Source organism: Streptomyces sp. MK37H (genome assembly GCF_018035285.1).
In the GTDB taxonomy this organism is placed as follows: Bacteria; Actinomycetota; Actinomycetes; order Streptomycetales; family Streptomycetaceae; genus Streptomyces; species Streptomyces endocoffeicus.
In genome coordinates this window covers 1-13,230 of record NZ_JAAAYH010000251.1, presented here as the reverse complement: position 1 = coordinate 13,230, position 13,230 = coordinate 1, and the positions used below count along the sequence as shown (strand labels likewise).

Below are 13,230 nucleotides of genomic sequence, written 5' to 3'. Positions count from 1 at the left end.
AAGGCACAAGCTCGGCGCGTAAGCCCCTTGCGCCGGGCCGCCGGCCTGTAGTCCGCTGGCCCTCATGAGGAGCATGAGGGTCATGAGCGCCATGAGGAAGCCGGGCCTTGCCACCCTGGTCGCCGCCCTGCTGGCGGGCTCCCTCTGTGCGGGCGCACCGCGACCGCGGGCCGACGCCGCCGATGCCGGCGGCGGCACTCCGTCGCCGCCGGCCGCTTCCCCCGCCGAACTCGGCGTCGATCTCGACACGGTGACGATCCCGGAACTCCAGGCGCGGATGGCGAACGGTTCGCTGACCTCGTCGGCGCTGACCACCGCCTATCTGCGGCGGATCAAGGCCATCGACCCCACGATCCACGCGGTGCTGCGCACCGACCCCACCGCCCTGCGGCAGGCGGCCGCCAGCGACGCCAGGCACCGGCACGGCCACACCCGTGGCCCGCTCGACGGCATACCCGTCCTCCTCAAGGACAATGTGAACACCCGCGACCTGCCCACGACCGCCGGTTCGCTGGCACTGGCCGGAAGCCCGCCGGACACGGACGCCGCCCTGGTGACACGGCTGCGCGACGCGGGGGCGGTGATCCTCGGCAAGACCAACCTGTCCGAGTGGGCCAACTTCCGTGCCGCGAAGCCGACCTCGGGGTGGTCGGCGGTGGGCGGGCAGACCGACAACCCCTACGTACTGGACCGCAATCCCTGCGGCTCATCCGCCGGTTCCGGCGCCGCGCTCGCCGCGTCACTGGCGCAGGTGGCGATCGGCACCGAGACCGACGGCTCCATCGTGTGCCCGGCCGGGATGAACGGGGTGGTCGGCCACAAGCCCAGCCTCGGCCTCGTCAGCCAGTCCGGAGTGGTCCCGATCTCCGCCGAGCAGGACACCGCGGGGCCCATGGCGCGCAATGTGATCGACACCGCGCTCACCTTCTCGGTGCTCAGCGACACCGCACTCCCCGGCGGTCCCGCCGCCCTCCCGAAGACGCCCAGTCTGCGCGGCAAGCGCATCGGCCTGTGGCGGCTGCCCTCGCTCGGGCCCGAGGTGGACGCCGTGATGACCCGTACCGCGAAGCGACTGCGCACGGCGGGGGCCGAGGTCGTCGAGGTGACACCGCCGTACCAGGACCGGCTGGCCGAGCTCGAATTCCCCGCGCTGCTGAGCGAGTTCCACCGGGACATCGACGCCTACCTCGCCACCCGCAAGGGCCCGCGCGACCTCTCCGAGCTGATCGAATTCAACCGCACCCACCCGGCGGAGCAGAGCTGCTTCGAAGGACAGGAGCTGTTCGAGCGGGCGCTTGCCGCGCCTCCCACCACCGACCCCGAATACCGGGCCAAGCGCGCCGAGTTGAAGGACCTCTCGCGGCGGTCCCTCGATGAGACCATGGCCACCCATCAACTGGACGCCATCGCCTCGCCGACGAACCCGCCCGCCTGGACCACCGACTGCGCACGCGGCGACAACGATGTGCTCCCGTCCTCGACCCCCGCGGCCGTCGCCGGGTATCCGTCCCTGTCGGTGCCCGCCGGGTTCGTGGACGAGCTGCCCGTGGGCGTGCTCCTGATGGCCGGTGACCACGAGGACACCGAACTGCTGTCGCTGGGCGCCGCGGTGGAGCACCGGCTTCACGCCTGGCGAGCGCCGCGCTACCTGCCGTCAGCGGGAACCGGCACCTCCCGGTGAACGGCCCATCGGAACGTCTGCAGCAAAAGCCACACATACTCGCGCTAGTGTGCGCGCGTGAACCTTCATGTCGTCATAGGATTCGGGCCCGCGGGGGCGGCCACTGCTCGGCTGCTCGTCGAAAGGGGCCATACGGTACGTGTCATCACCCGGTCGGGCCGGAGCCCGGAACCGGGTATCGAGCACGTCGCGCTGGACGCGACGGACAGCGAGCGACTGACCGAGGCCGTGCGGGGCGCGGCCGCCCTCTACAGTTGTGGCGCACCGCCCTACCACCGCTGGGCGAGTGAATGGCCGCCCCTGGCCTCGTCGCTCTGCGCGACCGCCGAGGCCACCGGGGCGGTCCTGGTCATGCTCGGCAACCTCTACGGCTACGGCCCGGTGGACGGCCCCATGACCGAGGAACTGCCGCTCGCCGCCACCGGCACCAAGGGGCGGGTGCGCGCCGCCGTGTGGGAGCAGGCGCGAGACCTCCATGAGCAGGGCCGAATCAAGGCGGTCGAGGTGCGGGCCTCGGACTTCTTCGGGCCCGGTGTGACCGACAGCGGGCACCTGGCCGCGCGGGTCATGCCACGTGTGCTGCGCGGCAAGCCGGTCTCCTCGCTCGGGGACCCGGGCACCCCGCACAGCTGGAGCTATATCCCCGACGTGGCCGCCGCCCTGGCCGAGGTGGCGGGCGAGGAGCGAGCCTGGGGGAGGGCCTGGCACGTACCGACGGCGCCCGCGCTGTCCACTCGGGAGATGGTCGACCGCCTCGCCACCCAGGCGGAGACCGGGCCGCTCGCGGTCCGCAGGCTGCCGTCGGCCGTGCTGGGTCTCGCGTCGCTGGCCTCCCCGCTGCTCCGCGAGCTCAGGGAGGTCCGCTACCAGTTCGACCGGCCCTTCATCATGGACGCGAGCGCCTACGAAGCAGAGTTCGCGGTGCGCGCCACTCCCGTCGACGAGCAGGTCAAGGCGACGGTGGAGTGGTGGCGCCAGCGACTGGCCACCGCCGGGTGACGGCCGTGACAGCGAAGGAATCCACAGTGGGCGCAAGCGGAACGCGGCGCGATGACGTCGCGATAGTGGGAATGGCCTGCCGGTTCCCGGGGGCGCGGAACGTCAACCAGTACTGGCGGTTGCTCAATGAACCGCGGGCGCAGTTCGCCACCGTCCCGGACTCGAGATGGCGCACCGCCACCTTCCTCAGCGACAACTTACGTGACACATCCTCGGCCTATACGGACACCATGGCGCTGCTGCCGGACGTGGGCCACTTCGACGCGGCGCACTACGGCATCCCGCCACGCCGTGCCAGATCGATGGATCCGCAAGGGCGGCTGTTGATCGACCTGACCCGTGAGGCCATCCAGGACGCCGGATGGGAGGCCGAGGGCTTCGACCGCGAGGAGACCTCGGTGATCACGGCGCTCACCGAGAGCGGCTATCGCGAGATCACCACCATGCGCATCCGGATGCGCCAGCTGACCGGCGGCGAGTTCGGGGCGCGGGCCACCGATCCCCGGTGGCCGGAGACGGTCCGCGCGGTGGACGGGCTGCACGGCTCGTCCGTGGCCGGACTCCTGCTCAATATGGGGCCCAACACCGTCAGTTCGGTCTTCGATCTGCACGGCGAGAGCTATGCGCTGGACTCGGCCTGCTCCGGTGGCCTCATGGCCGTGGCCAACGCCGTGTTCGCACTGCGCGCGGGCCGCTGCCGCATCGCAATCGCGGGCGGCGCCCAGCTGATCCTCGCCCCCGACCTGCTGGTGGGGCTGTGCCGGATCGGCGCCATCTCGCGCACCGGCAGATGCCTGCCGTTCGGCGCGGAGGCCGATGGCTTCGTCCTGGGGGAGGGCGCCGGGGTCCTGGTGCTGCGCCCCCTGGCCGACGCGCTGGCCGCCGGTGACCGGGTCTACGCGGTGATACGGGGCGTGGGCACGGCCAACGACGGGACCGTACAGGGCGGAATGCACCCCCAGGCGGCCGGTCAGCTCAGGGCCCTGCGCCGGGCCTACCGCGACGCCGATCTGACCCCGGACGCGGTGGGCTACCTCGAGGCGCACGGCACCGGGACCACCGTCGGCGATCCGGTCGAGGTCGGTGTCCTGGGCGAACTGCGGGGCGAACGGGGCGCGCCCGCCTTCCTCGGCGCGGTGAAGGCGGTGGTCGGACACGCGCTCAACGCCGCCGGGATGGCCGGGCTGGTCAAGACCGTGCTGGCCGTGCACCGGGGAGTGATACCGCCGCAGCCGGAGTTCGACCTCGCCGACCGCTCCGGGCTCGACGCCGCGCGGCTGATCGTCCCCACGAAGCCCACCGTATGGCCGGAGTCCGGGCAGCCACGCCGGGCCGGGGTGAGCGCCTTCGGCTTCGGCGGCACCGGTGTCCATCTGGTGGTCGAGGAGTGCGCCACCGCACCGGCCCGTCCCGCACCGGACGAGGGGCCGCAACTGCTGGTGCTCAGCGCCCGCGACCGGGCCGGGCTGGTCCGTTACGCCCGGGAGCTGGCCCACACCCTCGCCGAGGACCGGCCGCCGCTGGCCGGGGTGGCGGACACCCTGGCCCGCCGGGCTCCGCTCGCCGAACGCCTCGCCCTGGTCGCCGAGGACACCGCCGACGCCGTCACCAAGCTGACCGCCGCCGCCGAAGCCGTGACGGCAGGCCGCACCGGGCAGCTCGGGCCGGGGCAGATGACCGGCACGGTGCCCCCCGGTGAGCAGCCGGAGGCCGCGGTGCCCGCGCCCGGCTCGCTGTCCGCCGGGGAACGCTCGGCCGCGCTGGCCCGGCTCGCCGAGCGCGCGGTCACCGGCGCGGGGCTCCGCCCGGTGATGGAGCACATACCCCCCTGCACCCTGCCGCCGAGTCCGCTCGCCCCGCGCCACCACTGGGCGGTGGACGAGTCGGCACGCGCCCCCGAGGAGGACCCGCCCGCCCTCGCGGCAGTGGGGGAGGGCCGGACCGGGCCGGTGGACGCGCGGGCCGGGGGAGGATCCGCGGCGTCCATCGTGCTCGAAGAGCTCTCGCGGACCGGCGTCTTCCCGCTCGCCGATCTGACCGAGCGGATGGAGCTGGTGACCGACCTCGGCTTCGACTCCCTGATGCTCCAGGAGCTGGAGGTCAACATCGGCAAGCGGATACCGGGATTCCGCACCGAGGAGATCTTCTCGCCCGACCTCACCGTGGAACGGCTGGTCGGGCTGGTCGATCCGCATCTCACCGGGGAGCCCGTCCTCGGTGAGCCACTGCCGCGCGAGACACGGGCGGACTGGGACGCGGCGACCGCGAGCGCCGATGACTTCCCCGAGGTGCGCCAGTTCGAGGAGCGCCTGAGCACGATCACGGGCAGCGGCGCGGACTTCCCGTACTTCCGCGTCCACCAGGGCACCATCCGCGATACGACCATGATCGACGACAGGCCGTATCTGTCCTTCGGCAGCTACAACTACCTGGGGCTCTCCGGTCATCCGGCGGTCAACGAGGCCGTGCACCAGGCGGTGGACCGGTACGGGACCTCGGTCTCGGCGAGCCGGATGCTCTCCGGCGAACGGGACCTGACCGTACGGCTGGAGCGGGCGCTGGCCGACTTCCTCGGCACCGCGGACTGCCTGGCGCTGGTGAGCGGCCACGCCACCAACGTCACCGCGATCGGGCACCTCGTCGGGGCGCGGGACCTGGTGGTGCACGACGAGCTCGCCCACGACAGCATCCTCCAGGGCTGCGCCCTGTCCGGGGCGGCGCGGCGCCCGTTCGCCCACAACGACATCGGCGCGCTGGAGGACACGCTGCGGCGCAACCGGTCCCGGTTCCGACGGGTGCTGATCGTCGTCGAGGGCGCGTACAGCATGGACGGCGACCTGGTGGACCTGCCCGCCGTGATCGAGCTGAAGCGGCGCTACGGCGCCCTGCTGATGGTCGACGAGGCGCACAGCATCGGCACCGTGGGCGAACGCGGCCGTGGCGTCGGCGAGTTCTTCGGCGTCGAGCGGGCCGATGTGGACCTGTGGATGGGCACCCTGTCCAAGACGTTCGCCAGCTGCGGGGGCTATCTCGGCGGCTCGGCCCGTATGGTGCGGTGGCTGCGGCACACGCTGCCGGGCTTCGTCTACAGCGTCGGCCTGACCCCGGCCAACGCGGCCGCGGCGCTGGCCGCCACCGAGCTGATCGTCGCCGAACCCCACCGGGTGCGTGCCCTGCGGCGCAACGCGGAGCTCTTCCTCGGCCTGGCCGCCTCGGCCGGTCTGGCGACGGGCACCAGCGCCCACACCCCGATCGTGCCGTGTCTCCTCGGCGACTCGGCGAGAACCCTGCTCATCGCGGACCGGCTGTTCGACCGCGGTGTGATCGCCGATCCGATCTTCCACCCCGCGGTGGAGGAGGGGCTCGCCAGGCTGCGGTTCTTCGTCACCAGCGAGCACCGCGAGGACGACATCCGGCGCACTGTGGCGATCCTGGCCGAGGAGGTGGCGGCCACCGGGGGATGAGTGAGGCACTGTCGGATCAACCTCAGATCAGGGTGCGTTCGATCCGGCTGAGCATGGCGTCCTTCCCGGATGCCCCGGCGACCCCCGCCGTGGGCGCGCCATGCCGCTCCTCGGTGCCGCCCACCCGTTGGGAGAGCAGATAGGCGATGATCTCCGCTTCCTGCTCCTGGACGTCGTCGTAGGTCGCGCGCAGGAGCATGTCACGCACGAGGTCGGGGTCGAGGTTGGGGAAGAGGAGGCGGGCGCTCGCCTCGTCCAGCCAACCCGCCCCGCGATGGCAGCAGATGATGTGGCCCAGCTCGTGCAAGATGATGTGCTCCTGATGCGCGCTGGTCGTGTTGGCGTCATAGAAGATGAGGTCCTCGTCGCGGGCGGCGACCCACATACCGCAGGGGTGCGTCGCCGGCATCGGCATCGGGACCAGCGTGATCGGGCGGCCGCGGACCTCGCCGAGATGGCGGCAGAGATCGGCCACGTCGGCCACCTCCGGCAGGTCGAGGTCCGCGATCCGCCGCGCACCGGCCTTCCGGAGCTTCTTGAGCTGACTGCGGCGGTCGTGATCCGCCGACCGTCCCCTGTTGGCGCCCTTCACCCAGCCGCACCCCTCATTCCGAGTCCGAGGTGTCGGTGACCGGCGGGAGGCCCTGGAGCTGCCGGTACTGATCCATGATGGTCGTGATGGCCTCGAGGTTCTCCTTCTTCATCCCCGCCGCGCGCATCGCCACGGCGCGGACCCCGGCCTGGCGCAGCGCCTCGATGGCGGCGATCTCACTGAGCACCGACTCGGCGACCTGGTCGTCGAAGAAGTAGGCCACCGACACGCCGAAGAAGCGTGCCAGGGCGGCCAGCAGATCCGGTGAGGGATTGGAGCGCTTGCCCGTCCGCAACTGCGACAGATAGACACCCCCGACCTTCAGCTCGGGGTTGGCCCGCTTGAGTTCCTCCGCCACCTCGGCGTTGGTCCAGTGCTTGCCCTTGGGGCGAACGGTCTTGAAGAGGTTGTCCAGACGCACTGCCAGCATGGGCCGGTCGTCAGTCTCGGACATGCGAATCTCCCTCCCTCACCTCCTCGGCTTTGCCCCCGGCTAATCGTCAGTTTCGCAGATTAGCGGTCAGTTGACAATCGGACGCAACTCCGCCACCGTGGACCTCGTCGATAGCTGCCAGCTAACTCCGCTCACGGGGGTGGCCGAGTTGGTTGCCAGCCCTATCGGCCTGGTCCGGCCCGGCTTTCCGGGTCCGGACCCGGGCCGGACCGAGTGGGGCCACCCACTCGGCTCGGAAGAAGGAAACGGGGGATACGGGGGAATCACGGGGGAAGTCCCGCTCGGCCTGACGGGGGCAGACCGGGCGGGATCCTCCCTCGGCGCGAGCGCGCCTACGGTCCCTCAGCGCGCTGTGCCGGCCGTCAGCGCGCCTTGCCGAGCCGCCGGTAGGCGGAGGCCACCTTGGTGAGCCAGACGACCTCGGCGGTGAAGTTGTCCGTGTCGCGGTCCTCGAAGTCGCCGGTGTCCGCGTTGTCGTCGGGAATCGTGCCGGTGCGCTTGGCGTGCAGCGCCTGCCTGATCTGCGCCGCCTCGGCGAACGCCTGTTGGGACTCCTCGCTCCCCCCGGGGCCCGTCTCGCCGTCGCCGTTCGTGGTGCGGTCGATGTAGGGGCGCAACTCCCGCCATCCGTCCCGTATTTCGATGACCCTCCGGTGCAGCCGGTAGTTGAGGTCGGAGACCGCGGCCCCTGGCGGCTCCAGGACGATGTCCGGCGAGGACTCGTACAGATCCCGCCACAGCGGATACAGCGCCCGGTAGGACCGGTAGCCGCGCGCCCACTCCAGCAGCTTGGTGGCCGACGGCCCCCAGGAGGAGATCGTCAGGGCGAGCGAGAGGGTGACGATGCCCAGCGCGCTGAAGACGGAGGCGGCCAGCGTCCAGGCGCCGATGTCGAGCCCGCACGCGGCCGTGAGGACGTTGACCACCCGGGCCAGGCAGTACAGGAAGAGGATCACCGCGGCGACGGAGAGCAGCCGCAGGGCCTGCCGCAGCGAGGTCTTGCTCGCCATACGGGCGTAGGGCCCGCACTGGCGCAGGATGGTGACGCACGGAACCGCCTGGGAGACCATGAAGACCAGGAGGTAGGTGAGGACCAGCGGCCGGCCGCTGCCGGTGTTGAAGTCCTCGGCCGGCCGGCCGGGGCCGTCGGCGATGAAGAAGAGCGCCGTAAGGAGCGCGTTGAGGGCGATACCGGTGATCAGCCAGTAGCGGGCCTTGCGCCCCGACTCCTCGGCGTCGGCCGCCCAGCGCAGCAGGATGATCTGGGCGCTGACGCAGAAGGCGACCGCCGACAGGTGCATCACCAGGATCGCGAGGTTGCCGACGCCCAGGAAGCGCTCGCTCCCCATGGCGACGGCACCCATCGTGAAGGTGAGGCACTGCAGCAGCAGGGTGATCAACAGCGTGCGGTAGGCGCTGTCCCGCCAGCTGCGTCTGACCTGGAACAGCCGGTAGACGAGCGCGGCGTACGACGACAGCGCCGCGATGACGAAGCAGAGAGTCTTGATGGAGTTCACGGCCCTTTCCCCCACAGGTGCCGCGCACGCGGCGAACGGTTCAGTCGGTGTTCTCGCCCAAGGGAACCACGAGTCCGATCCCTTCGGCCGCAACGGCGACGGCGTAGTCGAAGAACGCGGCCTCGTCCCGGACGCTGTCATGGGTGCGGCTGAAGACCTGGAACACCAGGAGCCCGATCAGGCTGCTCCACAGGACGATGCCGCGCTCGATGATGTCCGAGAACGGGGCCTCGGGCGTGCCGCCGAACAACTGCACCGCCTCCGGCAGCAGCAGCGGCGGCCCCGGCACCTCCCGCCGGGGCGCGGTGAGTTCACCGGCCTCCAGCGCCGACCGCACGATACCGGCCAGCACCGCGGGGGTGCGCGAGGCGGGCGGGACGGTCTCCTGCGGGGCGTGGTAGTCCGGCACGGGCGAGCCGTAGACCAGCGTGAACTCGCCGGGGTTGGCGAAGGACCACCGGCGCAGCGCCCGGGTGACGGCGAGCAGCCGCGCGCCCGCCGACGCGCCCGCGTCCCGGGCGGCCCGGTCGGCCTCCTCCATCGCGGTGCCGGAGTCGTTGTAGGCGTCGATGAGCAGCGCGGTCAGCAGATCGTCCCGGTGCGGGAAGACGGCTTCCACCTCGCTGGCGGAAAGGCCGCTCTCACGGGCGACGGCGGCCGGGGACAGCCCTCCGGCGCCCAGTTTCACCAGCAGTTGGCGCGCGGTGGCCGTGATGACCGCCCGAGCCCCGGAGTTGTCGTCGGCGGAACGTGTTCCGGAAACATCCATGGGCCAAACCGTACCGGTGCCACGGCACTTCGCGGCCCGCGGACCGTGACCTGAACCCTGACCCCGGAGGGGTCTTCGCGGCTATGGTGAGCGGGATGTGAGCGGTTGTACGGGCTCGGCGGGGGACGCGCGCCGACGCCGCGAGGGAGGGGCTGCTGTGGACGGCGGCACGGTGGGGCTGCGGATCGCTTCGGCAGTGGTCGTGCCGGTGATCAAACGACTGCTGCTGCCGCCCGCGAGCGCGCCCGGCGCGGAGTACGGCGAACGGCCCGTACCGATCCGCCGGCTCATCTCCTTCGCCAAGGAGCACCGCACCCTCACCGAGGACGATCTGCACAAGCTCGCCCGCGAGCTGGTCCGCCGCGCCGTGCGGGCCGCCGGGCCGCACGACCCGCCGATCGGCGCCGATGAGCACGACTCCGTGGGGCAGGCGCTGACCCGCACCCTGCACGCGCTCGGCGATCTCGACATGGACGACGTGCACGCCTTCGCGCTCGGCCCGGAGCGGCTGGCCGCCGAGCTGTCCCGGCGCGCGGGCCCCGACACCCGCAGGCTCCTCAGCGACGACGCCGCCCGCTTCCACGACCGGCTCCTGGAGACGGCCTGCGTCCACCTCATGCGCTTCTTCAGCCAGCGGCCCGGATTCGCGGCCCGAGCCCAGATCGAGCAGAGCCGCGAGATCCGGGAGCAGAGCGAGAAATTGGACGCCATCCTGCGGCGGCTGCCCGACATCAGCCGTCAGGACGAACAGTTCGAGGAGGAGTACGCGCGCTACGTCGTCGAGTGCCACGGCAGGCTCACCATCTACGGCGTGGACCTGCGCGAACCGGACGGCCAGGACTGGCCGCTGGAGACCGCGTATCTGAGCCTCCAGGCCAGGCCGTACCGCGATGGCACCGACCGGGTGCCGGTGGTGAACGGCGAGCCCGGCGCCGACCGGGACACCGAGACCGATCGGGCCCCGGGCCCGGCCGAGGCGGTCTTCGCCACCCAGGAGCGGGTCCTGCTGCGCGGGGTCGCCGGCACCGGCAAGACCACCCTCGTCCAGTGGCTGGCCCTCTCCACGGCGCAGCAGGAGCGGGTGCCGGGCGGGCTCTCCCAGCTCTTCGGGCGGGTCCCCTTCGTGCTGCCGCTGCGCACCCTGGCGCGCAAGGACTCCGAGCTGCCGATGCCCGACGACTTCCTGCGCTGGATCGGCTGCCCGCTGGTGGGCACCGAGCCCGACGGCTGGGCCGCGCGGGTGCTGCGGCACGGGCGCGGAGTGCTCCTGATCGACGGGGCCGATGAGATCCCGAAGGACGACCGGACCCGGGTGCGGGCCTGGCTGAAGAAGCTGCTCGCCGTCTTCCCCGGCAATCTGTGGCTGCTCACCTCCCGCCCCGCCGCCCTCGAGCGGGGCTGGCTGGCCCGCGAGGGCTTCCAGGAGTTCGCGCTCGCCGCGATGCGGCCCGCCGACATGAAGCAGTTCATCCGGCGCTGGCACACGGCCGCGGGGGCCTCGCAGGAGCTCGGCGACTCGCTCACACAGTCGCTGCGCAGCAGCCCCGAGCTGAGCCGCCTGGCGACCAATCCGCTGATGTGCGGCCTGATCTGCGCCCTGCACCGGGAGCGGCGCGGCTTCCTGCCCCAGGGCCGCGCCTCCCTGTACGAGGCGGCGCTCTCCATGCTCCTGGAGCGGCGCGACCTGGAGCGCGAGGTCTACGGGCGCAGCCGTAAGCCCGTCCTGGACCAGAAGTCGGCCACGGAGCCGCTCCAGAGGCTCGCGTACTGGCTGATCCGCAACGAACGGACCCAGCTGGACCGCCCGGACGCGGTGAACGTGGTGCGGCGGCTGCAGCCGTCCGTGCCCCGCCTCGCGGAAGTAGGAACGGCGGAGGAGACCCTTCAGTACCTGCTGGAGCGCTCCGGTCTGCTGCGCGAACCCGCCCCGGGCGCGGTCAACTTCATTCACCGCACCTTCCAGGACTTCCTGGGCGCCAGGGCCGTGCTGGAGGAGCGCGATATGGGCATGCTGGTGAACAACGCACACCTGGACCAGTGGGAGGACGTGGTGCAGATGGCCGTCGCACAGGCTCGACACCAAGAGCGTGCCGACCTGCTGACCCGTTTGCGTGAGCGGGGCGACCGGGAGCAGGACGCGACGATCCAGGCGCGGTTACGGCTCCTCGCGCTCGCCTCCCTCGAACAGGCCACCCGCCTGGAGCCCACGGTCCGCGAGGCCATCGAGGACCGGGCCGCGCGGCTGCTTCCGCCGCGCAGTCTGCGGGAGGCCAGGTCCCTGGCGCAGACCGGGCCGCTGCTGCTGGGCCTGCTGCCCGACGCCAAGGACCTGGAGGGCGACGAGGAGCTGGCCACCGTCCACGCCATCTGCCAGATCGGCGGGGACGCCGCCATCCCCAGGCTCCGGGAGTTCCTGGGCACCGGCCAGCCCGCGGTGCGCGCTCAGCTCCTCGCCCACTGGGACCGGTTCGACACCAAGGTGTACGCCGAGGAGATCGTACGGCCGCTCCTCGACACCGCCCCCGAGGAGATCGTCACGGTGCGCTCCCACGCCGAGCTGGAGGCCCTGCGCACCATGACCGGCTACCAACGCGTCGGGCTCCACGGCGACTTCGCCCCCGAGGCGATCCGCGCCGCGCTCGACCCGCGGCATCTGCGCGAGCTGCGCCTGCGCAACACCCTCCAGCTGGAGGACCTCGATCTGCTCTCCGCTTACCCCGAGCTGGAGACCCTCGCCCTCCAGGGCTGCCGCAACGTGAAGGACCCCGCGCCGCTGACCCGGCTGCCCCGGCTGCGGCGGCTGGAGCTGCGGGACCTGCCGCAGTTCGAGCCGCTGCTGAAGCTGGCGGACTGCCCCCGTCTCGAGGGGCTCCTCATCGGGCCGGAGGTGCCCTGGCGCGGCCTGTCCGACCTGCCCCGCCCCGCCGGGCTGCGGCTGCTCTCACTGCCGTCGTCGGCGGCGCAGCTCGCGGGGATCGTGGAGTGCCGGGAGCTGGAGGAGCTGCGACTCCAGGACGCGAGCGAGCGGCTGACACCGGACGAATGGGGCTCCCTCATCGCCGAGTTGCCCCAGCTGCGCAAGCTGACGCTCTCCCCGCAGCAGCTGAGCATGCTGCTGTTCGCGCCCCGCACCGAGATACCCCAGGTCACTCATCTGGATGTGTGGGCCAGGGCCGGTGTCGCGGTTCCGCTGCGGCGAATAGCCCGGCGGCTCCCGGGACTTGAGGAGATCCATCTGTCGCAGGTGGCGGAGCTCGATCTCGCCTCCCTCGCCGGGCTGCGGCGGCTGCGCCGGGTGCGGCTGGTCTACCCGGGCGAGATCCGCGGCGCGGACTCGCTCCCCGAGAGCGTCGACCTCGACATCTATCCACACCCCTGACCGGCACTATCTCCGACGGTGCCGCGTTCACCTGGTGGGATGTTTACCCAGGGGGTAAATTCAGGATTGTAGGCGTAGTTGGTACGGATGTCAGCGGCTGATGTCTCGGGGGAGCGGTGCCGCCCGTCTCCGAGGTCAGGGCTGCCGGGCAGCAGAGGACGACTGAGGCGGGTCGCAACGGGATGGGCGTATCGGAAGGGTCACCGCTCTATGGCCGGGACCCGGTGCTGCGCTCGCTCGTTCCGCGGCTGACCGGCCTGGCCTACGACGAGCGGTCCCGGGTCGGCCGGGAGCACCAGGGCGATCTGCCCGTGGTGCTGCTGACAGGGTACCACGGCATGGGGCGCAGCGCCGTCCTCGAGGAGCTGGCGGCGC

Annotated in this window: 9 protein-coding genes; 5 read left to right on the top strand and 4 right to left on the bottom strand. The window is 71.8% G+C overall.

Translation table 11 applies throughout. The features are described 5' to 3' along the window. Positions 1–91 precede the first annotated feature (91 nt). The 3 genes from GWI24_RS28910 (at position 92) to GWI24_RS28900 (ending at position 6,144) form a co-directional block, all read left to right on the top strand. A complete protein-coding gene (locus tag GWI24_RS28910) occupies positions 92–1,681 on the top strand; it encodes an amidase family protein (protein ID WP_210948832.1) in 1,590 nt (529 codons plus the stop codon). A 57-nt stretch (positions 1,682–1,738) separates the two neighbouring features. After that, positions 1,739–2,680: an NAD-dependent epimerase/dehydratase family protein gene (locus tag GWI24_RS28905; protein ID WP_210948830.1), complete on the top strand. Its 942-nt coding sequence runs from the start codon at positions 1,739–1,741 to the stop codon at positions 2,678–2,680. Between the two features lie 71 nt (positions 2,681–2,751). Beyond that, complete coding sequence (locus tag GWI24_RS28900) at positions 2,752–6,144, top strand: aminotransferase class I/II-fold pyridoxal phosphate-dependent enzyme (RefSeq protein WP_247617022.1); 3,393 nt, start codon at positions 2,752–2,754, stop codon at positions 6,142–6,144. A gap of 22 nt (positions 6,145–6,166) precedes the next feature. On the opposite strand, the gene GWI24_RS28895 is transcribed toward GWI24_RS28900, so the two are convergent. The 4 genes from GWI24_RS28895 to GWI24_RS28880 all read right to left on the bottom strand — a co-directional run bounded on the left by GWI24_RS28895 (position 6,167) and on the right by GWI24_RS28880 (position 9,476). Further along, positions 6,167–6,736 (bottom strand): toxin, encoded by a 570-nt coding sequence (locus tag GWI24_RS28895; protein WP_210948829.1) that lies wholly within the window; start codon positions 6,734–6,736, stop codon positions 6,167–6,169. A gap of 13 nt (positions 6,737–6,749) precedes the next feature. Then, positions 6,750–7,190: a helix-turn-helix domain-containing protein gene (locus GWI24_RS28890; protein ID WP_210948828.1), complete on the bottom strand. Its 441-nt coding sequence runs from the start codon at positions 7,188–7,190 to the stop codon at positions 6,750–6,752. 362 nt (positions 7,191–7,552) lie between these two features. After that, positions 7,553–8,707, bottom strand: coding sequence for an MAB_1171c family putative transporter (locus GWI24_RS28885; RefSeq protein WP_210948827.1), 1,155 nt, complete (start codon positions 8,705–8,707; stop codon positions 7,553–7,555). Between the two features lie 40 nt (positions 8,708–8,747). Continuing rightward, on the bottom strand, positions 8,748–9,476 hold the full coding sequence (locus tag GWI24_RS28880) for a TetR/AcrR family transcriptional regulator (RefSeq protein WP_210948826.1): 729 nt from the start codon (positions 9,474–9,476) through the stop codon (positions 8,748–8,750). Between the two features lie 157 nt (positions 9,477–9,633). On the opposite strand from GWI24_RS28880, the gene GWI24_RS28875 reads away from it, so the two are divergent. Together GWI24_RS28875 and GWI24_RS28870 are read left to right on the top strand one after the other, a co-directional pair. Beyond that, positions 9,634–12,855, top strand: a complete 3,222-nt coding sequence (locus GWI24_RS28875; RefSeq protein ID WP_210948825.1) for an NACHT domain-containing NTPase — start codon at positions 9,634–9,636, stop codon at positions 12,853–12,855. Between the two features lie 182 nt (positions 12,856–13,037). Then, positions 13,038–13,230: hypothetical protein (locus GWI24_RS28870; protein WP_210948824.1), on the top strand; the 193-nt coding region annotated here is incomplete at its 3' end.